Consider the following 26,295-nt stretch of genomic DNA (forward strand, 5'->3'; position numbering starts at 1 on the left):
CCGCCGCGTCCCCCCCGGCCGGGCCGCCCCGGGCCGCGGGCCCCCGGCGCCGGGCCCCGGCCGGGGGGGCGCGGGCGCGCGGCGCCCTCGCCCACGAACCGTCCGCCCCCCGACCACCGGTCAGAGTGCCTGCGGGAAGGCGAAGAGGCGCTCCGGGTCGTACTGCTTCTTCAGAGCGGTGAGGCGGTCGGCCGCCGAGCCGTAGTAGGCCCGGCGCCAGTCGGTCAGTGTCGGGTCGATGTAGTTCTGGTACGCCGCTCCGGACGCGTGCCGGCGCATCGCCGCGTGAGTGTTTTTCAGCCAGTCCTGTTGGGCATTGCCCGCCGTCCCGGGGTTCCAGGAACCGATGTACTGGGCGAGTACCCGAGAGCCGCGGTGGACGAAGGCCGTCGACTGCGGGGAGACCCGGTTGATCGCCCCGCCGAGCGCGGTGAGCGCGATGGAGCCGCCGCCTCCGCCCCTGGCCACCGGGATCCGGGTGAATGCCTCGGTCCGGTCGAGCAGGGCCTGCACGCCCGCCGGGGACAGGGAGCGGTCGTAGAAGTCGGACGCGGCGGCGTACGTCTCGCGCTGGAGCGTGCCCTGGGTGGTGCGGCCGGGCGTCGTCCCCGGCAGGTGGCACTGGGCGTCGGTGATGCCCGAGCAGCCCGCGTACACCAGCATTGACTCCTGGTAGCTGCGGCGGCGCAGCGAGACGGAGGAGGCCGGGGCGCCGATCCGGTCGGCGAGGCGGTCGACGGCGTTCTGCAGGTCGCCGTACGTGCCGAGGCTGAACGCGGCGACCGAGACGGTCGGGTTGCCGCCTCCGGGGCCGGCGGCGAGGTGCGCGGAGGACCAGATCTCGTCGGGCTGGGACGGGCCCCACTCCTGCCAGGCCGAGACGACGGAGCGGGCGCGTGACCAGGGCCACGACATGTACGCGGTGACGGTCTGCGGGGCCGGGCGGGTGCGGAACGTCAGCTCGGTGACCACGCCGAAGTTGCCGTTGCCCGCGCCGCGCAGCGCCCAGAAGAGGTCCGGGTGGTGCTTGGCGTCCACGGTGAGGGTCTTGCCGTCGGCCGTGACGATGGTCGCCGCGGTCAGGCTGTCGCAGGTCAGGCCGTACGCGCGGGAGGCGACGCCATGGCCGCCGCCGAGGGTGAGGCCGGAGATGCCGACGGTGGGGCAGGAGCCGCCGGGGATCGTCAGGCCGCCCGGGGCGAGGCCCTGGTAGACGTCTATGAGTTTGGCGCCCGCGCCGATCGTGCCGTTCCGCCCGACGCGGGACAGTGACGAGACGTCAAGGACGAGGCGGCCGTTCCCGCTCGACCAGCCCGCGTACGAGTGGCCACCGCTGCGAATGGAGACGGGGGTGGCCGTGCGGCGGGCGAAGGACAGGCATTCGCGGATGTCCGCCTCGTGCCGGACGTAGGCGACGGCCGCGGGTTTCAGGCCGTCGAAGCGGGTGTTGTAGAGCTGACGGGCGGTCGGGTAGGAGGCGTCCTCGGGCCGTATGAGGCCCCCGTCGAGGCTCTTGGCCAGTGCGGACCAGTCCGCCGGACCGGCGGGGGAGGGCTTCGGCGGGGCCGAGGAGGCCGGCGGGGCGGGGAAGGCATCCGCGCTGCCCGAGATGCCGGAAGCATCGGAAGTGCCGGACGTGCCCGTGGAGTTGCCGCCGGAAGCGGAAGTGGCGCTGCAGGCGGTGGTGGTGACTCCGGTGAGTGCCACGGCGGCGCTCGCGGTGAGCAGGGTGCGCCGGGCGGGCAGGGGCGGCAGGTTCATCGGATCTCCGAGTCTTGGCGCTCATGGGCCGGCCGGCGGGGCGTGGGGGAGGCCGGGCGTGGGGGGATCAGCTGGAGAAGTCGGGGACAGCGGATGGGCCGGGGGCAACGGACGGGCCGGGAACAGCGGACGGACCGGAGGAGGAGTCAGGGTGCCGCGCGGTGCTCCGCGGCATCCGTACGTGCCCGGTCCCTGGAGCGGCGGGCCGGCCCGGACCAGCCGCAGCCGCAGCGCGCGGTGCAGAAGGAACCGCGCTCCACGGTCGTGGGCTCGTGCCCGGTGGACGCGGTGGCGGGGGCGGTCGGCGGGACCTCGTCGGTGCGTTGGTCATACACCCGTCCACGGTACTGGGCACGGCCACCCGGCGGTGTGGCCGATGGGGGCGCCGTGACGGGGGACACGGGTCGTCGTTATGCGGAACGGATGGGCCTCTCGGGCAGGCGTTACGGCGTTGGGGGTTGGCAGGCGATGGTGGTGCGGCAGCACAGGTCCGGAGGCGGGGCGCGGGCTGTCTGCGCCCTTGCCGTGGTGGGCGTGATGGCGGCGACCGCCGGATGCTCGGGCGACGGTGGTGGCGGTGACCGTGCCGTGGCCGATGAGCGGGGCGGGGCCGACGCCCTCGACGCGGTCCACCGCGCAGCCGCGGTGCTCGCGGGGACGGTGAGCGGGACGGGAACGGCGGCCGTGGCCGGGGCGGCCCCCGGTGCCGGGACCGCCCCCGATTCCGGTGCCGGGACCGCCCCCGATTCCGGTGCCGGGACCGCCGGGGTGCGTACGTCGATGGAGACCGCGGCGGGCGGGACGAGGGTGACCATCCGGGGCCGGGGCACGTACGACTTCCGCCGCCGGACGGGCCGGCTCACGGTCGTGCTGCCCAAGGACGCCGCCGGCCAGGACGAGCACCGTCCCATCACCGAACTGCTGGCCCCCGGCGCGCTCTACATGATGAACCGAGGCGCCGGAGTGCCCACGGACAAATGGGTCAGGGTGGACACGACGGCCCTGGCGGACGGCAATCTCGTCACCGGCGGGGTGACCGACCCGATGGCCGCCGCCGAACTGCTGCGCGGGGCGCGGCAGGTGACGTACGTGGGGAAGACCGTGCTCGCCGGGGTCCCCGTGCGGCACTACCGGGGGACGGCGGACATCGGGCTGGCCGCGCGCGCGGCCGCGCCCGGATCGCGCGGGGCGCTGGCCGCGGCAGCGAAGGGGTTCCGCAAGGGCATGGTGCCGTTCGAGGCGTACCTCGACGAGCAGGGGCGGCTGCGCAAGGTGCGCCACCGGTTCAGCTTCGCCAACGAGGGGCCGGCGGTGGAAGTGGTATCGACCACACTGTTCTTCGGGTTCGGGGTGCCGGTCTCCGTACAGCTGCCGGACGGTCGCGACATCTATACCGGGCAGATCCGGCAGCGATAGCCGAGTGGTGGGCGGGGGCAGGTGCGGGTGCGAGTGCAGTTGCGGATGCGGGCGGTGACGTAGGCATGCCGACAGTGGCGAAATGGTCCGTCCGTGCCATGCGCGGCGCGTGGTCCGCTCCCTACGCTAGGAAGCCGGCGACGGCAGTGAGAGGTGAGTGACGTGGTGACGCTCGGCGCGCGGACCGTATCCGACCATGTGGCCCTCGCTGAGATCGAGCTCTGCGGTGAGCTGATGATCGCCGCGTCGGCCGCGATCGGGGAACGGCTCAGCGCGGACCGTATCGACGAGGTGCTCAACGTCCGCGTGATCACCGAACGGACCACCGTCCCCCGGCAGGGAGATCACCGGGGGTGAGCGCGGCCCCGAGGCCCGGGGACCCCCGCCATCAGGTACGGAGCAGCCGGGCGATCGCCTTCGAGGCTTCCTCGACCTTGGCGTCGATCTCCTCGCCGCCCTTGACCGCCGCGTCCGCGACGCAGTGCCGCAGGTGCTCCTCCAGCAACTGGAGGGCGAAGGACTGGAGCGCCTTCGTGGACGCCGAGACCTGGGTCAGTATGTCGATGCAGTAGACGTCCTCGTCGACCATGCGCTGGAGGCCGCGGATCTGGCCCTCGATCCGGCGCAGCCGCTTGAGGTGTTCGGCCTTCTGGTGGTGGTAACCGTGTATGCCCCGGTCGTGGTCGGTGACGGCGGATTCCGTCTCCGTGGTGGTCCCGGTGGCCTCGGTGGTGGTCATTACTGCCTCCCGTTTTCCCTTTACCCTGCCGTTTATATACCCCTGGTGGGTATATCCTAACGAATTCAGCTGAAACGTGACCGGGGGCCCGTGCTGATCACTGTGCCTGATGCGCGACACTGAAGAACGCCGGTTAGCCGTGGCCGGATGATGCGCCTAGCATCAGCCTGACCGAATCCAAAGCACCCCGAGGACCCCACGTGCGCTTTCGTCTGACCCCCAGGGAGACGAGCTTCTACGACATGTTCTCCGCGTCCGCGGACAACATCGTCACGGGCTCGAAACTCCTGATGGAACTGCTCGGGGCGGACTCTGCCTCCCGAGTCGAGATCGCGGAGCGCATGCGGGCAGCGGAGCACGCGGGGGACGATGCCACCCACGCGATCTTCCACCAGCTGAACTCCTCTTTCATCACGCCGTTCGACCGCGAGGACATTTACAACCTCGCGTCGTCGCTCGACGACATCATGGACTTCATGGAGGAGGCCGTCGACCTGGTCGTGCTGTATCAGGTCGAGGAACTCCCCAACGGCATTGCCCAGCAGATCGAGGTGCTGGCCCGCGCGGCCGAGTTGACCGCCGAGGCGATGCCCGGTCTGCGGACGATGGACAATCTCACCGAGTACTGGATCGAGGTCAACCGCCTGGAGAACCAGGCCGACCAGATCCACCGCAAACTGCTCGCTCATCTCTTCAACGGCAAGTACGACGCCATCGAGGTGCTGAAGCTGAAGCAGATCGTGGACGTGCTGGAAGAGGCGGCCGACGCGTTCGAGCACGTCGCCAACACGGTGGAGACCATCGCGGTCAAGGAGTCCTGAACCACGTGGACACCTTTGCGCTGATCGTGACCATCGGTGTCGCGCTCGGCTTCACGTACACGAACGGCTTCCACGACTCGGCGAACGCCATCGCCACGTCCGTCTCCACCCGTGCGCTCACCCCCCGCGCGGCGCTGGCGATGGCCGCGGTGATGAACCTGGCCGGTGCGTTCCTGGGCAGCGGCGTCGCCAAGACCGTCAGTGAGGGTCTGATCGCGACGCCCGAGGGCGACAAGGGGATGGGAATCCTCTTCGCCGCGCTCGTCGGCGCGATCATCTGGAACCTCGTCACCTGGTACTTCGGGCTGCCGTCCTCGTCCTCGCACGCCCTGTTCGGCGGCATGGTCGGAGCGGCGCTCGCCGGCGGGACGCTGGTGCACTGGGACGGGGTGCTCGACAAGGTCGTCATCCCGATGTTCGTCTCGCCGGTCATCGGCCTGATCGTCGGCTATCTGGTGATGGTCGCGATCATGTGGATGTTCCGGAAGTCCAACCCGCACAAGGCCAAGCGCGGCTTCCGGATCGCACAGACGGTCTCGGCCGCGGGCATGGCGCTGGGCCACGGTCTCCAGGACGCGCAGAAGACCATGGGCATCGTGGTGATGGCGCTGGTCATCGCCGATGTCGAGAGCCCGAGCGACCCGATTCCGGTCTGGGTGAAGCTGGTCTGCGCGCTGATGCTCTCGCTGGGTACGTACGCGGGTGGCTGGCGCATCATGCGGACGCTCGGCCGGAAGATCATCGAGCTGGACCCGCCGCAGGGATTCGCGGCGGAGACGACGGGCGCGTCGATCATGTTCGGCTCGGCGTTCCTGTTCCACGCGCCGATCTCCACGACGCATGTGATCACCTCCGCGATCATGGGTGTGGGCGCCACGAAGCGGGTGAACGCCGTGCGGTGGGGTGTCGCCAAGAACATCATCCTGGGCTGGTTCATCACGATGCCGGCCGCGGCACTGGTCGCCGCCGCGAGCTACGGGGTCGTGGTGCTGCTCTTCGGCTGACGGCCGGTCGTGATCACGGCGGTACGGAAAGGGGGCCGCCCCCACTCCCTTTGCGGGGAGCGGGGGCGGCCCCTTCGCCTTGCGGTGGCACCGCCATGCAGCACCTCAAGGCAGTCTGGGGACGGGGCCGGTTCGCCGGGGGGTGAGGCGGTTCGCCGGTGGAAACCCACCACCGGTCGCAACCACCCACGCCCCCGGCCCACGTCGGCCCCGTTGCCGGGTGACCTGGTTATCCGAAGCGACCCGAGATGTAGTCCTCGGTGGCCTGGACGGACGGGTTGGAGAAGATGCGTTCCGTCTCGTCGATCTCCACGAGCTTGCCGGGCTTGCCGACCGCCGCGAGGTTGAAGAACGCCGTGCGGTCCGAGACGCGCGCCGCCTGCTGCATGTTGTGCGTCACGATGACGATCGTGAAGCGCTCCTTCAGCTCGCCGATCAGGTCCTCGATGGCGAGGGTGGAGATCGGGTCCAGGGCGGAGCACGGCTCGTCCATCAGCAGCACGTCCGGCTCGACCGCGATCGCGCGGGCGATGCACAGGCGCTGCTGCTGACCGCCGGAGAGACCGGAGCCGGGCTTGTTCAGCCGGTCCTTGACCTCGTTCCAGAGGTTGGCGCCGCGCAGCGACTTCTCGACGATGTCGGGCAGCTGACTCTTCTTGTACGAGCCGTTCAGCTTGAGGCCGGCCGCGACGTTGTCGAAGATCGACATGGTCGGGAACGGGTTCGGACGCTGGAAGACCATGCCGACCGTACGGCGCACGGCGACCGGGTCGACGTTCGCCCCGTACAGGTTCTCGTCGTCCAGCAGCACCTTGCCCTCGACGCGGCCACCGGGGGTGACCTCGTGCATGCGGTTCAGGGTGCGAAGGAAGGTGGACTTGCCGCAGCCGGACGGGCCGATGAAGGCGGTCACGGAGCGGGGCTCCACGGTCATCGAGATGTCCTCGATGGCGAGGTGGGAGCCGTAGTAGGCGGACAGGCCGCTGACGTCGATGCGCTTGGCCATCTGAATCACTGCTTCTTTCGTGCCGCGTCAGCGGCCGGTCTTCGGGGCCTTCCAGCGGGCGATGCCGCGGGCCACCAGGTTGAGGATCATGACGAAGGCGATCAGGACCAGCGCGGCGGCCCAGGCACGGTCGTACGACTGGTCGGTGCCGACCTTGTACTGCTCCCAGATGTAGAAGGGGAGCGAGGACTGTGCACCCTGGAACGGGTTGGTGTTGATCAGCTGGCTGCCGAAGACCAGCAGCATGATCGGCGCGGTCTCACCGGCGATCCGGGCGATCGCGAGCATCACACCGGTGGTGATGCCGCCGATCGCGGTCGGCAGAACCACCTTCAGGATGGTGCGCCACTTGGGGACACCGAGGGCGAGCGATGCCTCGCGGAGCTCGTTCGGGACGAGCTTGAGCATCTCCTCGGTGGAGCGGACCACGACCGGGATCATCAGGATCGTGAGCGCCAGCGCACCCATCAGGCCGGACGGCTGGGTCTTCGTCATCAGCATGATCGAGAGGATGAAGAGACCGGCGACGATGGACGGGATGCCCGTCATGACGTCGACGAAGAAGGTCACGGCCCTGGCCAGGGCGCCCTTGCCGTACTCCACCAGGTAGACGGCGGTCAGCATGCCGATCGGGGCGGAGATCACGGTGGCGATGCCGACCTGCTCCAGCGTTCCGATCAGCGCGTGGTAGACACCGCCGGTCGGCTCGGAGCCGAGCACGCCCGCCATCGAGTGGGTCAGGAAGTACCCGTCCAGGCGTTCCGCGCCCCGGCTGATCGTCGTCCACAGCAGCGAGGCGAGCGGCACGACGGCCAGCAGGAAGCACACCCAGACGAGGCTGGTGGCGAGCCGGTCCTTGGCCTGGCGCCGGTTCTCGACGACCGAGGTCGCGATGTACGAGATGACGACGAAGAGGAGGGCGGAGAACAGCCCCCACTGGGTGCGGCTCTGCCAGCCCGCCGCCGCGCCGGTGCCCACGCCCAGCGCGAGCGCGACGGCCGCGAAGGCGATCGGGGCCCAGCGGGGAAGTGCCCGGCTGCTGAGGCTGGTGGGGCGGGCGGACGCCGTCGGGGCGGGGCGCTCCTGTATGCCGGTGTTGGCTGCCTGGCTCATGCGTTGGCCCCCGAGTATTCCTTGCGGCGGGCGATGATCAGCCGGGCCGCGCCGTTGACCAGCAGGGTGAGGACGAAGAGCACAAGGCCGGAGGCGATCAGGGCGTCGCGCCCGAACTCGTTGGCCTCGTCGAACTTCGCGGCGATGTTCTGGGCGAAGGTGCCGCCGCCCGGGTTGAGCAGATGCCCGGAGATGATGAAGCTCGGCGACAGGACCGTTGCGACGGCCATCGTCTCGCCGAGCGCACGGCCCAGGCCCAGCATCGAGGCGGAGATCACGCCGGAGCGGCCGAAGGGGAGCACCGAGAGGCGGATGACTTCCCAGCGGGTGGCGCCCAGGGCGAGGGCGGCTTCCTCGTTCATCTTCGGGACCTGGAGGAAGACCTCGCGGCTGACGCTGGTCACGATCGGCAGGATCATGATCGCGAGCAGGATGCCGACGGTGAAGAGCGAGCGGGCGACGCCGACCTCGGTCTTCTCGAAGAGGTACGTCCAGCCGAAGAACTGGTCGAGCCAGAGGTTCAGGCCCTCCAGGTACGGGACCAGGACGAGGGCGCCCCAGATGCCGTACACGATGCTCGGCACTGCGGCGAGCAGATCGACGACGTACGCGAGGGGCGCGGCCAGCTTGCGCGGCGCGTAGTGCGAGATGAACAGGGCGATGCCGACAGCGACCGGGACGGCGATGGCCATCGCGATGATCGAGCTGACGACCGTGCCGAAGAGGAGGACCGCGATGCCGAACACCGGCGGGTCGCCGGCCGGGTTCCAGTCGAGGGTGGTGAAGAAGTTGCCCTCGTTCTTGGAGATGGCGATCGAGGCGCGGTAGGTCAGGAACACGGCGATCGACGCCATGATCACGAGCAGCAGAATGCCCGAGCCCCGGGAGAGGCCCAGGAAGACCTTGTCGCCCGCGCGTCCGGTCTTGGCCCCGGCGCGCTTGCGCGCCACCGGCGGTGCCGGCGGCGTATCTATCGATGTGGAGGAAGCCATGGTCTTTCCGGTCTGTGTGGGGGAGCGGTCTGGCTCCCCTGGCGGCGGTGCACCGGATGGGTGGTGGCGGACCGGTCCGGAGGGGTGCACCGGACCGGTCCGCCGGATGTTGCTGGTGTTGCTTGCGCGTCCTGGTTACGAGAGGGAGGCGATGGTCTCGCGGACCTTGCTGTTGATCTCGGCCGGGATCGGCGCGTAGCCGGCGTCGGTGAGGAGCTTCTGGCCCTCGTCACCGGCGGTGTAGTTCAGGAAGGACTTGACCGTGGAGAGGGTCTCGGCCTTGTTGCCCTTGTCGCAGACGATCTCGTACGTCACCAGGACGATCGGGTAGGCACCCTCGGACTTGGTGGTGTAGTCGAGGTCCAGCGCCAGGTCCTTGCCGGTGCCCTTGATCTTGGCGGCGGCGATGGCCTTGGAGGCGTTCTCCGGGGTGGCCTTGACCGCGGTGGCACCACCGGTGTTGATGTCCACGGTGGAGATGGACTGCGAGGTGGCGTAGCTGAGCTCGAAGTAGCCGATCGAGCCGTCGACCTGCTTCACCTGGGCGGCGACACCGGAGGAGCCGGACGCGGCCTGGCCACCGGGGGCCGGCCACTTCTTCTCGGCCTCGTACTTCCAGTCGCTCGGGGCGGCCGCGCCGAGGTACTTGCCGAGGTTCTGCGTGGTGCCGGAGTCCTCGGAGCGGTGGAAGGCCTGGATGGGCTTGTCCGGGAGCTTGGCGCCGCTGTTGAGCTTGGCGATCGCCTGGTCGTTCCACTTCTTGATCTTGCCGTCGAAGATCTTGGCGAGGGTGGGGGCGTCCAGCGTGAGGCTGTCGACACCCTCCAGGTGGTAACCGATGGCGATCGGGCCACCGACCATCGGGAGGTTGATGCCCTGGCCGCCCTTGCAGATCTTCTTCGAGTCGGCGACCTCTTCGGGCTTCAGCGCCGAGTCGGAACCGGCGAAGCCGACCGTGCCCTGGTTGAAGGCGACGATGCCCTCGCCGGAGGAGGACGACTTGTAGTTGATCTCGACGCCGGAGCAGCCGGCCATGTAGTTCTTGGCCCAGAGGTCCATGGCGTTCTTCTGCGCGCTGGAGCCGGAGGCGGGCAGCTGGCCCTTGGCGTCGTCGCACTTGATGTTCGACGCGGCGTTGGTCTTCCCGCCGTTGCCGCCGGTCGTACCGCTGCTGTTGTCGTCCGAACCGCACGCCGTGAGGACCAGGGCGCCGGAGACGGCGAGGGCACCGAGCGCGGTGGCACGAAGCCGGTTCTTGCGCTGAAGCTTCACTTTCGGGTGTTCCTTCCAGGAGCCGCCGAGGTCTTTTTCGTTCTACGACGGCGTGCGTTGTGGTGGGTGCTCCGGCGTGGCGCCGCGCACCGTGCACTGCCGAAGTTAGGCAGAACAGGTGAAGCGGCCTACGGGGGAGAGTGAACGGAAGGTGAACCGTGTCGGACGGTGTGGTTCTGGCCCTGAGGGCTGTCCCGTAGCTCAGGCGCTCGGCAGAGTCGCGAGCAGGGCGTCCAGCAGATCCCGGTCGCGGTCCTGGGTGAGGCGGGCGCGGGCCGCCGCCGGGGAGAGCCAGCTCACCCGGTCGACCTCGGTGCCGGGCACGAAGGAGCCGCCGGTCGCCTCGGCCGCCCAGTAGGCGACCTCCTTGGGGCGGCCGTTGGCGAGATAGCGGACCGTGGGGAGCGGGGCGCCGGGGGCGCAGTGGTGGCCGGTCTCCTCCAGGACCTCGCGCCGGGCGGCGTCCAGCGCACGCTCGCCGCGCTTCAGCTTCCCCTTGGGGTGCGACCAGTCGTCGTAGCGGGGCCGGTGGACCAGGCAGATCTCCAGCTCGCCGGAGCGCTCCGACCGGCGCCACAGCACGCATCCCGCGGCGAGCACCGGCCCGTTCACGGCGCGCCTGGCGCCGCGGGCGCCCACCGCCCCGTTCATGGCGCGCTCACGGCGGTGTACGGCCAGCTCGCCCGGAACGCGTTGCGGGCCGCCCCCACCTCATGGCGCTGGTCGGCGTGGAGCACCCCCAGGGCGTACGCGGTCGCCGGCGCGATGCGGGGTGTACGGGCCGCCGACGCCGCCGCCGCGGCCGCCTCCGAGGCGTCCCGGTGCAGATCGAGGGCGAGCCCCGGCGCGGCCAGGACCGGATCGGGGCCGCCCCGCACCACCTCGTGGGCGTACCGGTGCAGCCGGAGCAGCAGCCGGGTCCGGTGCCAGGGCGCGTCCTGTGCCTCGTTGTACGGCTCGACCGCCTGGCCGGACGGGAGCGCCGCCACCGCGCCGAGCAGCTGCTGTTCGGCCCGGTCGGCGGGTCCGTGCAGCATCTCCTCGGCCGGGGCCGCGGCCGCCGTGGCGAGCGGGACCTCCGAGGCGAGCAGCGCGACGGCGTCGGCCACCGCGTGGAAGCGGGAGGAGCCGAGCGCCTGGAGCGCCGCGGAGTGGGCGCGGGTCCGGGCGAGGGTCAGCTGCCGTTCCAGGAGCGCTCCGGCGCGGGCCGCGCCGACGCCGAGGGCGGCGCGCTCCTTGTCGGCGGCGCTGTCGGGGCCGGCCCCGTTGCGGGCGGTGGGCAGTGAGGTGCCGGACAGGGTGTGCAGTGCTTCGAGGAGCCGGTTCAGCCGGGTCGCGTAGGCGTGTTCCCTGGCCAGGGTGCCGGAGAGCCAGGCCAGTTCGGTACGGAGCTGCTCGGCCCAGGTGGCGTCCAGCGCCGCCCGGAAGGTGTGCAGCGTGCCGCTGATCCGGCGCGAGGAGCGGCGCAGCGCGCCGGCGGCCTCCTCGGCTCCGTGGGTCCCGGCGTCCGTGGGGGCGCTGTTCTCGCGGTGCTGGCGCAGGCTGCGGAGGAATTCGGCGGCCTGTTCCTGCAGGTAGGGCGCGAGTACCGCGCCCGCCGTAAGGTCCGCCTGCGTCGTCTGGTGGTCATGGCGTCGCACGCCGGCGCCTCCGGGCGTCAATGAGCATTTCCTGTACGTGCCGCAGCGGCTGGCCGTCCCCGTCCGTGGCGTGCCGGGTCCAGTTCCCGTCGGGACCCAGGTGCCAGGAGGAGGTGTTGTCGGCCATGCCGGTCTCCAGGAGACGGCTGAGCGCGGCGCGGTGGGCGGGATCGGTGACCCGGACCAGTGCTTCGATCCGGCGGTCGAGGTTGCGGTGCATCATGTCGGCGCTGCCGAACCACACTTCGGCCTCGCCGCCGTTGCCGAAGGCGAAGATCCGGGAGTGTTCGAGGAAGCGGCCCAGTATCGAGCGGACCCGGATGTTCTCGGAGAGGCCGGTGACGCCGGGGCGGATCGCGCAGATGCCGCGTACCCAGATGTCGACCGGTACGCCGGCCATGGCGGCCCGGTAGCAGGCGTCGATGATCGCCTCGTCCACCATCGAGTTGACCTTGATGCGGACGTAGGCGGTCCGCCCGGCCCGCTGGTGCGTGACCTCCTTGTCGATCCGGGCGATCAGCCCGTCCCGCAGGGATTTCGGGGCGACCAGGAGACGGCGGTAGGTCTCGCGGCGGGAGTAGCCGGAGAGCCGGTTGAAGAGGTCCGAGAGGTCCGCGCCGACCTGCGGGTCCGCGGTCAGCAGGCCGAGGTCCTCGTAGAGCCTGGCGGTCTTGGGGTGGTAGTTGCCGGTGCCGACGTGGGAGTAGCGGCGCAGGGCGTCGCCCTCCTGCCGGACGACGAGCGAGAGCTTGCAGTGGGTCTTGAGGCCGACGAGACCGTAGACGACATGGCAGCCCGACTCCTCCAGCTTCCGCGCCCACTTGATGTTGGCCTGCTCGTCGAAGCGGGCCTTGATCTCCACGAGTACGAGGACCTGCTTGCCGGACTCCGCGGCGTCGATCAGGGCTTCCACTATCGGGGATTCGCCCGAAGTCCGGTACAGGGTCTGCTTGATGGCGAGGACGTCGGGGTCGGCGGCGGCCTGCTCCAGGAACGCCTGTACGGAGGTGGAGAACGAGTCGTACGGGTGGTGCAGGAGCACGTCGCGTTCGCGCAGCGCGGCGAAGATGTCGGGCGCGGAGGCGGATTCGACCTCGGCGAGATCGCGGTGGGTGCCGGCGATGAACTTGGGGTACTTCAGCTCGGGCCGGTCCAGGGAGGCTATGCCGAAGAGCCCGGTGAGATCGAGCGGTCCGGGCAGCGGGTAGACCTCGGCGTCGGACACCTTCAGCTCGCGCACCAGCAGGTCGAGCACGTACGGATCGATGGACTCCTCGACCTCCAGGCGGACCGGCGGGCCGAAGCGGCGCCGCATGAGCTCCTTCTCCAGGGCCTTGAGGAGGTTCTCGGCGTCGTCCTCCTCGACCTCCAGGTCCTCGTTCCTGGTGACCCGGAACATGTGGTGGGCGAGGACCTCCATGCCCGGGAAGAGCTCTTCGAGGTGGGCGGCGATGACGTCCTCTATGGGCACATACCGCTGCGGGGACGCCTCCAGGAAGCGGGTCAGCAGCGGTGGCACCTTGACCCGGGCGAAGTGGCGGTGGCCGCTGACCGGGTTGCGTACGACGACGGCGAGGTTGAGCGAGAGTCCCGAGATGTACGGGAAGGGGTGCGCCGGGTCGACGGCGAGGGGGGTCAGCACGGGGAAGACCCGCTGCCGGAAGAAGGTGAACAGGCGGGCCTGCTCCTTCTCGGTCAGCTCGGGCCAGCGGATCAGCTGGATGCCCTCGTCGGACAGGGCGGGCGCGACGTCCTGCTGGTAGCAGGCGGCGTGCCGGGCCATGAGTTCGCGCGAGCGGGTCCAGATCAGGTCCAGGACCTCGCGGGGCTGGAGCCCGGAGGCGGAGCGGGTGGCGACTCCGGTTGCGATCCGGCGTTTCAGTCCGGCCACCCGGACCATGAAGAACTCGTCCAGGTTCGAAGCGAAGATGGCGAGGAAATTAGCCCGTTCGAGGAGGGGGGTCGTGGCATCCTCGGCCAGTTCGAGCACACGTTCGTTGAACGCGAGCCAACTGCGCTCGCGGTCCAGGAAGCGGCCCTGGGGCAGTTCGTCGCCGTCGACATCGGGTTCGTACGCGTCGACGTCGGCGTCGATGTCGGGGTCCAGGTCGGCCGCGGTCGACAGCGCGCCGTTGGACGCGGCGGTGGCGACGGCGTGCGGCCGGTGGGCGGCGAGTGAGCCGACCGACGGCTGCACGGTGGGCTGGACCGGTACCTCGGAGCTGGGCTGCTGGCTCATGGCCCTATTGTTCCGCGCGGATGGCTCAGTGGGCGCGCCGGAGGGTGCGGAGATCGCGGGGAACGCACGGTTGACGTCGTTCATGCGGTCTCCGCCGGGAATTCTCCCGTTGCGGGGGGTCGGCACAGCTGGCTGCATCCTGAGAGGGTCGCAAGCGCTTCTGAATGGCTGGTAACGGCGACATGACGTGCAGGAAGCGGTGTGCCGTGCGCGGGTCGGTCATACGAACCGCTTTTCCGGGCCCCGCCCGGGGCCCGGAAAAGCGGAGTGTCAGCCGTGGCGGCGGCGCAGCACCCGGAAAGCGAGCGCGACGGCGAGCGCGGCCAGCACGAGCAGGATGCCGGTCTCGACGAGCTGGAGGGGCCAGAAGTGCGAGGCGGGGTGGTAGTCGAAGTAGCGGTGGGTGATGTCCTTGTCGGCCAGGCACTGCTTGAAGCCGGGGCCCCACTCCAGGCACGCTTCGTGGGGCAGCCGTCGGCCGGAGCGGGTCAGCCAGCCCGTCCCGACATTGATCGCCGCGTCGGGAAACCGGTAGTCGCTCCCCTGCTTGAACGTGTCCGTCAGGGTCGGCCACAGGGTGTTGCGCACGGAGTCGAAGGCCACCACCAGGGCGCCGTACCCGATCACCGTCACGACCATCGCGGTGAGGGTCCGCCGCAGCACCAGGCCGACGAGTGCGCCGAGGGCCAGCATGCACAGGGCGTAGCCGACGGGGACGGTGCCCATCGACCCGTACACGGTGCGCTCGTGCCATACCTGTCCTTGGTGCGCCCTGTCGGCCCGGTCCTGGGCCCAGGCGCAGGCGGCCGACAGTACGGAGACGGAGGCCAGCGTCACGACGGTGGGTACGGCGAGTTTGGCGGTGAGCCAGCGGACGGGCGTCACGGACTGTGCCCACGCCAGCTTGTACGTGCCGCTCTCCAGCTCGCGGGCGATGACCGGGCCAGCCACGAAGGCTCCGACGAGGGCAGGGAGGACCAGCATCAGCAGGCCGGACCAGTTGAGGACCTCCCGCATCCACAGCTGGCGCTCAAGGTATGCGTTGACCGTTTCACCGCAGTCGGGCGTCGTGTGTATGACCGAGCAGCCCGTGGCGGCGAAGGCGTCCACGACATGGTCGGTCCACAGCCAGGCGCCGGCGAGAGAGGCGACGGCCAGGACGGGAAGCACTCCCATGATCCACAGGGCCCATCGGTGCTGGGCAACGACGACCCGTTCCGGGCCGCGCAGAGCGATCGCGCTCATACCGCCGCCACCTCCTCGACGGCCTCGACGGCCGCCGCGCTCGGCGTCAGCAGCGCCGGGGCCTCCGGCGAGCGCAGATGCGCCAGCAGCAGTTCCTCCAGCGAAGGCTCGGCGGCCTCCCAGACGGTGGTGTCCACGGGGCCCTGCCTCCGTACGAGTGTGGTCTGCAGACGTCCTGCGGTGCGGGACTCGACGACGGTGTGCGGCGCGGTGTCCCGTACCGGACCGGTGAGCAGGGTGTGCGCGGCGAGGATGTCCTCCGTCTCGCCGCCGAGGCGGACCCGGCCGCCGTCGACGAGCAGGAGGTAGTCGCAGGCGCCCTCCAGCTCGGTGAGGATGTGCGAGGACATCACGATGGTGGTGGAGTGCTCGGCGGCCTCCGCCATCAGCGCGCCCATCAGCTGGTGGCGGGCGAGCGGGTCGAGGTCGGCCATCGGTTCGTCCAGCAGGAGCAGTTCGGGCCGCTTGCCCAGCGCGAGGGCCAGGGCGAGCCGGGTGCGCTGGCCGCCGGAGAGGTCACGGACCCCGGCGTCGCGCGGGAGCTCCCCGGCGATGTGTTCGGCGGTGTCCTGGTCCCAGGTCTCCGGGTTCAGCTCGGCGCCCGCCCAGAGCGTCGCGGCGACCGTCAACTGCGGGTACAGCGGCTTGTCCTGGGCCACGAAGGCCACCCGGGCCCGGGCCTCCCCGGGAGCCTTGCCCAGCACCCGTACCGCCCCCTCCGAGGGCCGCAGGAAGCCGGCCGCGAGGGCGAGCAGGGTGGACTTGCCCGCGCCGTTGGGCCCCACGAGGGCGCACACCCGCCCGGCGGGCAGCCGGAAGGAGCAGCCGCGCAGCGCCCAGCCCCTGCCTCTGCTCCGGTACTTCATGCCGAGGCCGACGGCCTCGATCGCAGCGCCTGTCATCCGGCCTGATCCCCCTCGAAAGTTCTGTCCAGTACGGCGGTGAAGAGCGCGCTCACGTCGTCCTTCTCCAGCCCGGCCGCGCGGGCCCGGCGGGTCCAGTCGGCGAGTTCGGCGCGCAGCGGTGCGTCGTCGGCGGCCGCCGCGCCGCCGAGGGTCCGGGTGACGAAGGTGCCGAGCCCGCGCCGGGCCTCGACGAGGCCCTCGCGCTCCAGCTCCCGGTAGGCCTTGAGCACGGTGTTCGGGTTGATGGCCGTGGCTTCGACGACCTCGCGCGCGGTGGGCAGCCGGTCGCCGGGCTCCAGCAGGCCGAGGCGGAGAGCCTGCTTGGTCTGCTGGACGATCTGGAGGTACGTGGCGACGCCGCTGCGCCGGTCGATGCGGTACTCGACCGCTGCGGACTCTGCCATGTTCACCCCTTTCACTAATTGAGTAGTGAAAGGGTGGCGCAAAGCGGGGGCGACGTCAAGCGACGCCGCCCCCGGGTGAGTTGTGCCTGCTCAGGCCCCTGCCTCAGGACTCCGTGCGGTACATCAGATCCACCTCGTGCGTCGCGAAGCCCATCCGCTCGTAGACGGCCAGGGCCGCCTTGTTGTCCGCGTCCACGTAGAGCATCGCGGTCGGCAGCCCCTCGGCGGCCAGATGGCGCAGCCCGATCGCGGTGAGCGCCTTGCCGAGCCCGCCACCCTGCGCGTCGGGCCGGATGCCGACGACGTACACCTCACCGAGCTGCTCCTCGGCGTGCACCTTCGTCCAGTGGAAGCCGATCAGCTCGCCCTCGCGCTCGGCCAGGAAGAACCCCTTCGGGTCGAACCACGGCTCCGCCTTGCGGTCGTCCAGGTCGCGCTGGGTCAGCGAACCCTGCTCCGGGTGATGGGCGAAGGCGGCACGGTTCACCGCGAGCCAGGCGGCGTCGTCCTCGCCTGGCACGAAGGTGCGGACAGTGACGCCGGGCGGAAGCACCGGCTCCCCGATGTCCAGCGGGGTCAACGGACGGCGCAGCTGGCGCAGTTCGCGGAAGAGCGAGAGGCCGAGGACCTGCGAGAGATGCCGCGCCGCGGACTTCCCGCCGTGCGCCCACACCCGCAGCCGCTTCCCGGTCACGGCGAGCAGCGCCGCGCCCAGCGCCCGCCCGTGGCCCTGCCCGCGGTACGCCGGATGCACGACCAGCTCGGCGGCCGGGGCCTCGACGGGGTCGGTGTCCTCCAGCTGCGCGTACCCCACCAGGACGGACCCACTGGTGAGCAGCAGATGCCGCACCCCCTCACGCTGCCCGCCCCGCAACTGCAGCCGCCCCTGCTCGGACACGGCCTGCCTGCCGTCGGACCGGGCCGCCTCGGCGAGCAGATCGGATACGGCTTCCGCCTGCTCGGGGGAGAGCACGTCGAGCGTCCGGATCTCACGTCCGGGGGCGGGGAGGGGTGCGTCAGTCGTCATGTCTACGAGCCTACGGTGGCGGGGTGGGTGGCGGGGTGGTGCGCGGGCGCTTCGGGACTCAGTCCGTGGTCTGCGGCGTGTTCAGTGCACCGTCGGCGATACGGGAGAGATCTTCGGCGCTGGGCAGCAGCTCGCGCACGCGGTCGGGCAGACCGGCGTAGGTACTGACGGCCGGCGGCTGGTTGTAGCCGCGCAACGCGTGCTCGACCATCGACCGGTCGCGGCTCTCGGCGATGAGAATGCCGACGGTGGGCCCGTCGAGCTCCTTGTCCCGCACCAGATCGTCGACCACCGACACATAGAGCCCGAGCTGCCCGAAGTGCTCGGGGTGAGCTTTTCGGGTCTTCAGTTCCAGCACGACGTAGCAGTGCAGCTTGCAGTGGTAGAAGAGCAGGTCGATGCGGTATTCGCTGTCGCCCACGACCACGGGGTACTGGCGTCCCACGAAGGCGAAGCCCACACCCGGCTCGGTGAGGAACCTGACGAGGTGGGCTACGAGAGCGTCCTCCAGGTCCCGCTCCGTGGGCGGGCCACCCAGTTCGGTGAAGTCGAGCCGGTACGGGTCCTTGATGATCTCCTTCGCGGCCTCGGACCGCTCGGGGGATGACAGCGTCGAAGTTGTTGATCGCGGCGGCGGGGGAGAGGTGCAGAGCGTGGTGGGTCGCCGAGGTCAGATCGTCCCGGGACCAGCCGTTGCGGACTGCGTGCTGGGCGTAGAAGTCCAGTTCAGGGCGGGTTTTGCAGGCGGTCATGAGGGTGACGATGTGGCCCCACGGCAATTGCGCAACATCGACTTCAGGTCGTCGACCATCTCGTGGAAGCCCGGAGGCAGTTCGGACGCCCGCTGACCAGGTACGACGGCCTTGGGTTCCGGTTCGTTCTCCATGGCGTACAGGCTTGCGTCGTACATGCATGCCGGGACGTTTCTGCCCGCAAATGTGAGCCATACGAGTGACGTGTGGCTGTTTGGGGCCGTACCCACCGCATGGCAACCAGTTCGTAACCCCGGACACCTGTCGCGCTACGCGCGTTGACCCTAGGCTGCGCACGAAGTCTCCAGACTCGTCACCACTTTCGAACCTCCCGCTGAACTCACAAGGGGACCGATGTCAGCGACACCGCAGAAGAACCGCGCGTCCCGGCGGGTGCTCGCCGCCGCGGCCGGGCTCGCCACCGTCGGCGCGCTCGTCGCCGCGATGCCGGCCGGCGCCCAGGAGCGCGGCCACGGGCACGGGCACCACAAGCCGGACCGTACCGTCGACGTACAGCTGCTGTCCTTCAATGACCTGCACGGAAACCTGGAGCCGCCGGCCGGCTCGGCGGGCTCGGTCATCGAGACGCAGGCCGACGGCACGCCCAAGCCGATTCCGGCCGGTGGCATCGAGTACCTCGCCTCCTCGCTGCGCACTGCGCGCAAGGGGCACCCGTACTCGATCACCGCGGCCGGTGGCGACATGGTGGGCGCGAGCCCGCTGCTGTCCGGTCTCTTCCACGACGAGCCGACCATCGAGGCGCTCAACAAGATCGACCTCGATGTGACGACCGTCGGCAACCACGAGTTCGACGAGGGCGCCACCGAGCTGGCCCGCCTCCAGAACGGCGGCTGCCACCCGGTCGAGGGGTGCTACGAGAAGGACAAGAAGTTCGAGGGTGCCGACTTCCCCTACCTCGCCGCCAACGTGACGAACGAGAAGACCGGCAAGCCGATCCTCAAGCCGTACACGGTGTGGAAGAAGAAGGGCGTCAGGATCGGCTTCATCGGGGTGACCCTGGAGGGCACGCCGAACGTCGTCACGGCCAACGGTGTCAAGGGACTGAAGTTCCACGACGAGATCGAGACGATCAACAAGTACGCCAAGGAACTGAACCGGCAGGGCGTCAAGTCCATCGTCGCGCTGATCCACGAGGGCGGGGCCCCGGCCTCCACCTCGTACAACTACGACTGCGACAGCCCCGGCGCCGGTGACGGCATCTCCGGGCCGATCACCGAAATCGCCAAGGGCATCACGTCCAAGGTCGACGCCCTGGTCACGGGCCACACCCACCAGGCGTACGTCTGCACCATCCCGGACCCGGCGGGCAACCCGCGCCTGGTCACCTCGGCGTCGTCGTTCGGCAAGGTCTACACGGACACGACCCTCACCTACGACCGCCGTACCAAGGACATCGTTCGTACGTCGGTGAAGTCGGCCGGTGCCTCGAACCCGAAGTCGGCGAACCACATCGTCAGCCGGAACCAGCGCAGGGCCTCCGACATGGAGACCCTGATCGCCCGCTGGAACGCCCTCGCGGCGCCCATCGCGAACAAGCCGCAGGGCTACATCTCCGCCGACATCGACGGCCGCGGCTCCAAGGCCCTTGAGAAGCCGCTCGGTGATGTGATCGCCGACGCCCAGCTGGAGGGCCTGGCCCCGGCGGACAAGGGCGGAGCGGTCGTCGCCCTCATGAACCCGGGCGGTATCCGCGGGGACCTGGTGCACGCGTCGGCCGACGGCAAGTCCGACGGAGTGGTGACGTACGGGGAGTCGTTCACCGTGCAGCCCTTCACCAACATGATGAACGTAGTCGACCTGACCGGCGCCCAGCTGGTCACCGCGCTCCAGCAGCAGGTCAGCGGCTCCAACGAGGCCAGCCCGAAGATCCTCCAGGTCTCCAAGGGCCTCACGTACACCCTGGACATGACGAAGACGGGCGCGGCCCGCGTGGTCACCGACACCATCAAGCTCAACGGTGAGGCGATCGACCCGGCCAAGAGCTACCGCGTCGCGATGAACGAGTTCCTGGCAGGCGGCGGCGACGGCTTCGCGGCCCTCGGCGAGGGCACGAACAAGCTGGTCGGCGCCTCCGACCTGGACCTGTTCAACGCCTACCTGGCGGCCCACTCCACGGCCGCCGCACCGCTGGCCCCGCCGGCGGCGGACCGGATCACGGTCATCCAGTAGCTCCCGTACGCGGGTGAGCGGGGCGGTGGGCCGGCGGGCCCATCGCCCTTCTGCGTGTCCGGGCGCTTCAGGGCGTAGGCCTGGCCCGGGCGAGCGTGAACCAGACCGCCTTCCGGTACGGGAAGCTGCCGCCCAGCACGGTCATCCCCCAGGCGAGCGCCAGCTGCTCCACAATCAACAGCCCCCGCCCGCCCTCCCGTTCGCACACCTCGCGGAAGGCCGGCGGTTCGGGCAGCGCCCAGTGGTCGTCGTCCGCGACGGAGACGGTGACCTGTCTGCGCCGGACGGTCACGCGGACCCGGATCAGTGACGTACGCGTGTGACGGTGGGCGTTGGTGACCACCTCCGTAACGCACAGGCGCGCGTCGTCGACCAGGCCGCGGTGTCTGCTGATGGTCAGCAGCGACGCGACGAAGTCGCGCGAGAGCTTCGCGGCGCTGGACGTGTTCGGCAGCGCGAGCCGATAGATCTCGCCGCCTGGCGGGCCCTGCGGTGCGGAGCGGGCGGTTGCGTGGACGTGGGTCATGTCGTTCTCCCAACGCGGTGCGGTGTGAACGGTCGCGCTGCTCGTTGTCCGTGGCGATGGCCGTACCTGTGCATGGTTCAAGGCGCGCTGATACGGCTGCACTTCGGACTCCCGAGGTGTAGCGCCGTGCTGAGAGAACCGTAGCGCAGCACCTCAACCGTTAGACGCGATTGCGTAAATCACTCGACGAAGTAGACCAACGGCAAAGGGGGGGCCACACTGGGCTCCGACAGGAGGGAAGCGGATGCCATCGAGAAAGGCGCCCACGGCGCGCCAGCGCCGACTGGGCGGCGAGCTGCGCAGGATTCGAGAGCACACGGGGCTGTCGCTCACTGCGGCGGCTGCCATGCTCGGCACGGATCGCACCACCATCAGCAACATCGAGTCGGGGCGATTCGGCGTGAGTGCCGAGCGGGTGCGGGCTTGGGCGGGCCACTACGGGTGCCCTGACGCCGCGTATGTCGAGGCGCTTGCGGACATGGCTACGGAGCGGATAAACGGCTGGTGGGAGGACTACCGGGGTGACCTCACCAGCGACGCGCTCGACCTGGCCGAGCTTGAACACCATGCGGTCGGCATTCGCTCGGTGCAGATCATGTATATGCCCGGCTTGCTCCAGACCGAGGATTACGCGCGTGCCGTGTTCGCGGAGAGTGTGCCGCCACCGAGCCCCGCACGGCAGCGGCGTCAGCTTTCGCATCGGCTGAAGCGACGCGATGTGCTGGACCGCGCAGAGCTGACCGCGTGCACATTCCTCATTCACGAAGCCGCGCTCCGCATGGTGTACGGCGACGCATCCGTTGCCCGTGGCCAACTCGACAACCTGCTGCAACAGTCGGAACGCGACAACGTCACCATTCGGGCGATCCCGTTCGCGGCGGGCGGTTTCCCGTATGCCAGCAGTTCGGCACACTACGTGTGTGGTGTCGTCCCACAGCTCGACACCGTGCAGACGGATACCGCGTCCGGGTCGGGCTTTCTGGACTCCGAAACGAGCCTTCAGAATTGGCGCGCCGCGCTGGACCGGACCGAGGAGAAGTCGCTCGACGCAGAGAGTTCGCGGGACTTCATTCGTGCGATAGCGAAACAAGTGTGAAGGCGTGAAAACGATGGAAATTCAGTGGCGTAAGTCTTCGAAATCCTCCAATGCCGAAGGATCTGATTGCCTGGAACTCGCTGAGTACGGAGGAGAGATCTTGATGCGCGAGAGCGACAGCCCGGACGTGATCATTCGCACGACCCGCGCCAAGCTCCGGGCCTTCCTCGGTGGCGCCAAGGAAGGCGAGTTCGACGATCTGGCCTGAGCTGTCACGCTCCCGCTTCGGGCGGTTCCCATCGGCGCAGATGGGAGCCGCCCGAAGTCGTTGCAACTCACGCGCGAAGCAGATTCGCCTCACCCGTTAGACGTCAAACACTTGAAACGCACTCGCGTAAAGCGCTAGCTTCGGTGTGCGCCCCGGCCGAAGCGGCCCTCGGTGGCCTGTGTCCGGGCGCGCAACTCCACTCAGCCATGCGCCAGTTGAGCGGAGTCACGGAGGACCGCTCCGCGCCTGTCGCTCGTCACGCCGGCTGCGGGTGCGGGGCGGTCTCGATAGGGCGTCAGGAGGCATCCCGTGCGCGAGCAACAACCCGCACCGCCCGTAACGCGCGTGTTCTGGTGCGAGCGGGTCACCTACCGCACGATGGAGGCCGACGAGATTGCCGACGTGTCCCGGCACATGGCGCTCGACCCCGCCGAGGCGATCCGCTTCATCCGCCTGAACGTGCGCGCGCTGGCCGTCGCCTTGCTGCCCATGGAGCGGCATCGGGCGCTGAGTTGGGTCGACGGCGGCGGATGCGTCGGCGCCATCGGCTCCCTCCATCGCGGCGAACCCTGCGGCTTCTCGCTGAGTCACCGGGGCGCCTGGATCGAGTGGACCGTTCGCCCGGGTTCCTGTAGTGACGTGCGCCCGTCATGCTCAGACGGCTGACACCCACGGCAGACGGAGGCACTCCCCGTATGAGCCCGTACACCGCCACGCGCCGGAACTTTCTGGCCGGCGCCCTCGCCGCCACCGCCACCGTCGTCATCGGAACGGCCCCCGCGGGCGCCGCCACCCGCCAAGTCCTCGCCACCCAGGACTGGATGGGGGCCGTCCCCGACGCCACCGCGCTGCAACGTCTCACGATCCCCGGCTCGCACGACTCCGGCGCCCGCTACGGCGGACCCTGGACCGAGTGCCAGAACACCACCATCGCCGAGCAGTTGAACAGCGGCATCCGCTTCCTCGACGTACGGTGCCGGATCACCGGCGGCTCGTTCGCGATCCATCACGGGGCGTCGTACCAGAACCTGATGTTCGGCGATGTGCTGGGCGCCTGCTGGGACTTCCTGGCGGCGCACCCCACCGAGACCGTGCTGATGCGGGTCAAGCAGGAGTACTCGGAGGAGAGCGACGCGGCGTTCCGGGCGGTCTTCGACGACTACCTCGACGGCAGGGGCTGGCGGCCGCTGTTCCGTATCGACCCGGCGCTGCCCTCGCTGGGCGGGGCGCGGGGCAAGGTCGTGCTGCTGGCCGACAACGGCGGGCTGCCCGGTGTCCGGTACGCCGACTCGGAACTCTTCGACATCCAGGACGACTACATGGCGGAGCCGTTCGCCAAGTACCCGAAGATCGAGGCCCAGTTCCGCAAGGCCGCCCAGCAGCCCGGGAAGCTGTACATGAACTACGTCAGCACGGCCGCCCTGATGCCGCCGCGCTGGAACGCGGACCGGCTCAACCCGCAGGTGCAGTCGTTCCTGGACGGCTCGGAGGCGTCCGGCTGGACCGGCCTCGGTATCGTCCCGCTGGACTTCCCCGCCACCCGGTCCGGCCTGGTCGAATCCCTGCTCCGGCACAACCCGGGGCTGCGGGTCTGAGGACCCTGGACCCTCGCGATCGACCCGGCCGGGCTCGCCCAGCAGTACCGGCACCACATGGCCACTGCGGTCCGTTGGCCATGCCCAGTTACCGCGCGCCGCGAGGGAGGGAGGCAGGCCGGCTCTGGCCCTGCCCAGGAGCCACGAGGCCAGAGCCGGCGTCTGCCCTGTGGATCTCGACCGCCCGGCGGTCACACTCCGATGAAGCTCACTGTTTCTGTCATGCCCGCCCGCCCGGTGCGCAGCCGTGGCACTCCTTCCCTCTCGAATCCCACCGCGACACCGCAGTACAGCGCGAGCCCGTCCTCGGCCCCGACCGTCTGGCCGACGGTCTTGCGATACATCGTCCACATCACCTGTGGGCAGCTGTGCAACCCTTCCGCCCTCAGTAACAGCATGACCGTCTGCAAGTACATGCCCGCGTCCCCCCACTGGCCGGGCCCCATCGTCCGGTCGAGGTAGCAGAACAGCACGACCGGCGCCCCGAACGCCTCCGAGTTCAAGGCGGCGATCTTCGTGGGCCTGTCGGGGGCGTCGCGCTCGATCCCCAGAGCCGAGTACCGCTGGGCGGCCGCGGCGGAAAAACGGTCCAGATACGGCGAGGTCAGTTCGGCCGGGTACATCGGATACTCCCGCTCATCACCCGGGTCCCCCGCAAGTGCCCTGGCCGTCGCGCGCCCCTTCAGTTCGGCCAAGGGCTCGCCGGTCACGACATACACACGCCATGGCTGGAGGTTCCCGCTCGACGGAGCCCGCGTCGCTGCGGCCAGCACTCGTTCGAGTACCTCTTTGGGTACCGGCTCATCGCTGAACGCCCGCACGGCCCGGCGACTGTCCACGGCTTCATACACATCCACGTCTTCTCGTCCTCTCGCCCGACGACAACCGCCTTTCCAGCAGGGTAGTTTTCATGGACATGCAGGGTTGATGAGGGCGGGGCGGATCGTGAAGAAGTTACTGGCAGGCACACTCGCAGCCATGACCGTACTGGCAGTGGCAGGCTGCGGTTCGCCGGACGACGATTCGGGAAGGTCCGGGACGCCCGGCCCGGTGCCGAAGGGTTCCTCACCGCAGAAGCCCGCAGTGCCTCGGGCGGGACAGCAGCAGGTCCCGCCCGCGTTCGACGGTGCCAAGGGGTGGGCTGTCATGCAGACGGAGCGGCTGGACCGGCCGACCGTCGCGCCGCACTCGAAGCTGGTGCTGCTCCTCAAGACACATGCGGATGGTAAGGCGCTCGGTGTGGAAGCACGCGACGCAGCCACCGGTGCCGTTCGCTGGTCGAGCGCACCCTGGAAACCGAGCCCCCGGCCCGCCGAATTCCGGGCCGAGGACGCGGAACTGGTGGTTACCAGCAAGGACGGGAAGGACTACGTCGTGCTGGCCGTGACGGTCCAGGAGGGCAAGGACGCGATCAACCGCGGGAAGCCCACCGCTCATCTCGCTGTCTATCCCGCGGACTCCTCCGGTTCCCGAGTGGCCCCGTTGCACCAGGTCACCGTCCCCGGGACAGACAGCGGCGCCGTTCCTCACGACACCGACGGCACCGTGGCTGTGGAGACCCGCGACGGAATGGCAGTCGTGGACGCTGCCGACGGCACGACCAAGTCCTCCCCCGGCAAGAACACTCCCGAATTCATGTTCCGTGTAAGGAGTGCCACCTATCCCACGCTCGACCTTGCCGACGTCTGGACCGGGCGGCAGCAGGTACCTCCGGGCGCGGTTTCGGAGGACGGCGTGGACAAGGGAGTGGCCTATGGAGTCCGCGGTGGCTACCTCGTGGCCCGATGGCCGTCCAAGAATCAGGACTACACCGTCTCCGGGCTGGCGATGAACTACGTGTGGGCGGTACACGACGAGCGCACCGGAAAGCCGGCGTTCAGCGTCAAGTGCGACGGCCTGACCGACGCTCTTCCCGCCGGCGGTGAAGCCGACACGCTCCTCAGTGACAACGGCCGCTACCTGGTGAACGGAGATGTGGCCTTCGATCTCCAGGCCAAGAAGGGCTACTGCTTCGGCGAGACGGAGTCCCGTTCCGGGGTGAAATTCAAGGGTGTCGACAACTCCGGCACGGCGTACGGCGCTGTGACGACATCCGGATCAGCGGGCCCCGTCGCTCTTGATCTCGCCACCGGGAAGCCCACCGAGCTCGACCGAAACGTGCCGCTCCCGACCCGTGTGACCGGCGACGTAGCGCTTTACGAAGCGACGCCCGTAAACGAGAAGGACTCGGGGGCCGAACCAGCCACCCATGCCATTCTCAGCGTCTACCCCAGACGATGACCCACCGACGGCCCAGCCGTCTCGTGAGAGCACCGGGTACTGGTTCCTGATCCGGTACAACCCG

At 69.6% G+C, this 26,295-nt stretch carries 27 protein-coding genes and 1 pseudogene; 10 read left to right on the forward strand and 18 right to left on the reverse strand.

The genetic code is table 11. From position 1 onward, the window contains the following. Positions 1-120: 120 nt before the first annotated feature. Both ABZY11_RS07705 and ABZY11_RS07710 read right to left on the reverse strand, forming a co-directional pair. A complete protein-coding gene (locus tag ABZY11_RS07705; RefSeq protein ID WP_356478251.1) occupies positions 121-1,761 on the reverse strand; it encodes an FAD-binding oxidoreductase in 1,641 nt (546 codons plus the stop codon). Positions 1,762-1,907: 146 nt separating this feature from the next. After that, on the reverse strand, positions 1,908-2,096 hold the full coding sequence (locus ABZY11_RS07710) for a hypothetical protein (RefSeq protein ID WP_356478252.1): 189 nt from the start codon (positions 2,094-2,096) through the stop codon (positions 1,908-1,910). Between the two features lie 133 nt (positions 2,097-2,229). Between ABZY11_RS07710 and ABZY11_RS07715 the strand changes: the two genes are divergently transcribed. Beyond that, the gene (locus tag ABZY11_RS07715) at positions 2,230-3,177 is read left to right on the forward strand and encodes a hypothetical protein (protein WP_356478286.1); all 948 of its coding nucleotides are present in this window, start codon (positions 2,230-2,232) and stop codon (positions 3,175-3,177) included. A 162-nt stretch (positions 3,178-3,339) separates the two neighbouring features. Continuing rightward, positions 3,340-3,534: a hypothetical protein gene (locus tag ABZY11_RS07720; protein WP_356478253.1), complete on the forward strand. Its 195-nt coding sequence runs from the start codon at positions 3,340-3,342 to the stop codon at positions 3,532-3,534. 31 nt (positions 3,535-3,565) lie between these two features. Here ABZY11_RS07720 and ABZY11_RS07725 read toward each other — a convergent pair whose 3' ends face one another. Further along, positions 3,566-3,916: a metal-sensitive transcriptional regulator gene (locus ABZY11_RS07725; protein WP_356478254.1), complete on the reverse strand. Its 351-nt coding sequence runs from the start codon at positions 3,914-3,916 to the stop codon at positions 3,566-3,568. A gap of 200 nt (positions 3,917-4,116) precedes the next feature. Between ABZY11_RS07725 and ABZY11_RS07730 the strand changes: the two genes are divergently transcribed. Then, a complete protein-coding gene (locus ABZY11_RS07730) occupies positions 4,117-4,737 on the forward strand; it encodes a DUF47 family protein (RefSeq protein ID WP_072488031.1) in 621 nt (206 codons plus the stop codon). Between the two features lie 5 nt (positions 4,738-4,742). Next, positions 4,743-5,741, forward strand: coding sequence for an inorganic phosphate transporter (locus ABZY11_RS07735; RefSeq protein ID WP_356478255.1), 999 nt, complete (start codon positions 4,743-4,745; stop codon positions 5,739-5,741). 229 nt (positions 5,742-5,970) lie between these two features. Here ABZY11_RS07735 and pstB read toward each other — a convergent pair whose 3' ends face one another. The 13 genes and pseudogenes from pstB to ABZY11_RS07800 form a co-directional block, all read right to left on the reverse strand. Beyond that, a complete protein-coding gene (gene pstB, locus ABZY11_RS07740; protein ID WP_356478256.1) occupies positions 5,971-6,747 on the reverse strand; it encodes a phosphate ABC transporter ATP-binding protein PstB in 777 nt (258 codons plus the stop codon). Between the two features lie 27 nt (positions 6,748-6,774). Further along, entirely contained in the window at positions 6,775-7,860 is a 1,086-nt protein-coding gene (gene pstA, locus ABZY11_RS07745) for a phosphate ABC transporter permease PstA (RefSeq protein ID WP_356478257.1), read from the reverse strand. Further along, positions 7,857-8,852, reverse strand: a complete 996-nt coding sequence (gene pstC / locus ABZY11_RS07750; RefSeq protein ID WP_356478258.1) for a phosphate ABC transporter permease subunit PstC — start codon at positions 8,850-8,852, stop codon at positions 7,857-7,859. Before pstC ends, pstA begins: the two co-directional genes overlap by 4 nt. A 135-nt stretch (positions 8,853-8,987) precedes the next feature. Continuing rightward, positions 8,988-10,124: a phosphate ABC transporter substrate-binding protein PstS gene (pstS, locus tag ABZY11_RS07755; RefSeq protein WP_356478259.1), complete on the reverse strand. Its 1,137-nt coding sequence runs from the start codon at positions 10,122-10,124 to the stop codon at positions 8,988-8,990. Between the two features lie 201 nt (positions 10,125-10,325). Next, entirely contained in the window at positions 10,326-10,736 is a 411-nt protein-coding gene (locus ABZY11_RS07760) for an NUDIX hydrolase (RefSeq protein ID WP_356478287.1), read from the reverse strand. 35 nt (positions 10,737-10,771) lie between these two features. Beyond that, on the reverse strand, positions 10,772-11,764 hold the full coding sequence (locus ABZY11_RS07765) for a CHAD domain-containing protein (protein WP_356478260.1): 993 nt from the start codon (positions 11,762-11,764) through the stop codon (positions 10,772-10,774). Then, positions 11,751-14,003: an RNA degradosome polyphosphate kinase gene (locus tag ABZY11_RS07770; protein WP_356478261.1), complete on the reverse strand. Its 2,253-nt coding sequence runs from the start codon at positions 14,001-14,003 to the stop codon at positions 11,751-11,753. The genes ABZY11_RS07765 and ABZY11_RS07770 overlap by 14 nt, the downstream gene beginning before the upstream one ends. Before the next feature lie 270 nt (positions 14,004-14,273). Beyond that, positions 14,274-15,248, reverse strand: a complete 975-nt coding sequence (locus tag ABZY11_RS07775) for a hypothetical protein (RefSeq protein ID WP_356478262.1) — start codon at positions 15,246-15,248, stop codon at positions 14,274-14,276. After that, positions 15,245-16,150 carry an ABC transporter ATP-binding protein gene (locus ABZY11_RS07780; protein WP_356478263.1) on the reverse strand — a complete coding sequence of 302 codons (906 nt, stop codon included), beginning with the start codon at positions 16,148-16,150 and terminating at the stop codon, positions 15,245-15,247. The genes ABZY11_RS07775 and ABZY11_RS07780 overlap by 4 nt, the downstream gene beginning before the upstream one ends. Beyond that, positions 16,147-16,557 carry a GntR family transcriptional regulator gene (locus ABZY11_RS07785; RefSeq protein WP_266416296.1) on the reverse strand — a complete coding sequence of 137 codons (411 nt, stop codon included), beginning with the start codon at positions 16,555-16,557 and terminating at the stop codon, positions 16,147-16,149. Before ABZY11_RS07785 ends, ABZY11_RS07780 begins: the two co-directional genes overlap by 4 nt. Before the next feature lie 103 nt (positions 16,558-16,660). Further along, on the reverse strand, positions 16,661-17,584 hold the full coding sequence (gene mshD, locus ABZY11_RS07790) for a mycothiol synthase (RefSeq protein ID WP_356478264.1): 924 nt from the start codon (positions 17,582-17,584) through the stop codon (positions 16,661-16,663). A gap of 58 nt (positions 17,585-17,642) precedes the next feature. Continuing rightward, entirely contained in the window at positions 17,643-18,194 is a 552-nt protein-coding gene (locus ABZY11_RS07795) for a PDDEXK nuclease domain-containing protein (protein WP_356478288.1), read from the reverse strand. A 97-nt stretch (positions 18,195-18,291) separates the two neighbouring features. Beyond that, positions 18,292-18,531, reverse strand: a pseudogene (locus ABZY11_RS07800) (hypothetical protein); the annotation flags it as partial. A gap of 159 nt (positions 18,532-18,690) precedes the next feature. On the opposite strand from ABZY11_RS07800, the gene ABZY11_RS07805 reads away from it, so the two are divergent. After that, a complete protein-coding gene (locus tag ABZY11_RS07805) occupies positions 18,691-20,526 on the forward strand; it encodes a bifunctional metallophosphatase/5'-nucleotidase (RefSeq protein WP_356478265.1) in 1,836 nt (611 codons plus the stop codon). 67 nt (positions 20,527-20,593) lie between these two features. Here the strand turns inward: ABZY11_RS07805 and ABZY11_RS07810 are convergent, their stop codons facing one another. After that, entirely contained in the window at positions 20,594-21,052 is a 459-nt protein-coding gene (locus ABZY11_RS07810; protein ID WP_356478266.1) for an ATP-binding protein, read from the reverse strand. A 244-nt stretch (positions 21,053-21,296) separates the two neighbouring features. On the opposite strand from ABZY11_RS07810, the gene ABZY11_RS07815 reads away from it, so the two are divergent. From ABZY11_RS07815 to ABZY11_RS07830, 4 genes are all read left to right on the forward strand, one after another. Continuing rightward, entirely contained in the window at positions 21,297-22,148 is an 852-nt protein-coding gene (locus tag ABZY11_RS07815) for a helix-turn-helix transcriptional regulator (RefSeq protein WP_356478267.1), read from the forward strand. A 13-nt stretch (positions 22,149-22,161) separates the two neighbouring features. After that, on the forward strand, positions 22,162-22,356 hold the full coding sequence (locus tag ABZY11_RS07820; protein ID WP_356478289.1) for a DUF397 domain-containing protein: 195 nt from the start codon (positions 22,162-22,164) through the stop codon (positions 22,354-22,356). A gap of 309 nt (positions 22,357-22,665) precedes the next feature. Further along, a complete protein-coding gene (locus ABZY11_RS07825) occupies positions 22,666-23,022 on the forward strand; it encodes a hypothetical protein (RefSeq protein ID WP_356478268.1) in 357 nt (118 codons plus the stop codon). Positions 23,023-23,051: 29 nt separating this feature from the next. Beyond that, positions 23,052-23,951, forward strand: a complete 900-nt coding sequence (locus tag ABZY11_RS07830; protein WP_356478269.1) for a phosphatidylinositol-specific phospholipase C — start codon at positions 23,052-23,054, stop codon at positions 23,949-23,951. A 191-nt stretch (positions 23,952-24,142) separates the two neighbouring features. On the opposite strand, the gene ABZY11_RS07835 is transcribed toward ABZY11_RS07830, so the two are convergent. After that, positions 24,143-24,808, reverse strand: coding sequence for a nitroreductase (locus ABZY11_RS07835; protein WP_356478270.1), 666 nt, complete (start codon positions 24,806-24,808; stop codon positions 24,143-24,145). Between the two features lie 121 nt (positions 24,809-24,929). Between ABZY11_RS07835 and ABZY11_RS07840 the strand changes: the two genes are divergently transcribed. Then, positions 24,930-26,231 carry a hypothetical protein gene (locus ABZY11_RS07840; protein ID WP_356478271.1) on the forward strand — a complete coding sequence of 434 codons (1,302 nt, stop codon included), beginning with the start codon at positions 24,930-24,932 and terminating at the stop codon, positions 26,229-26,231. The last annotated feature ends 64 nt before the right edge of the window (positions 26,232-26,295 follow it).

It is taken from the genome of Streptomyces sp. NPDC006510, assembly GCF_040611955.1.
Lineage (GTDB): Bacteria > Actinomycetota > Actinomycetes > Streptomycetales > Streptomycetaceae > Streptomyces.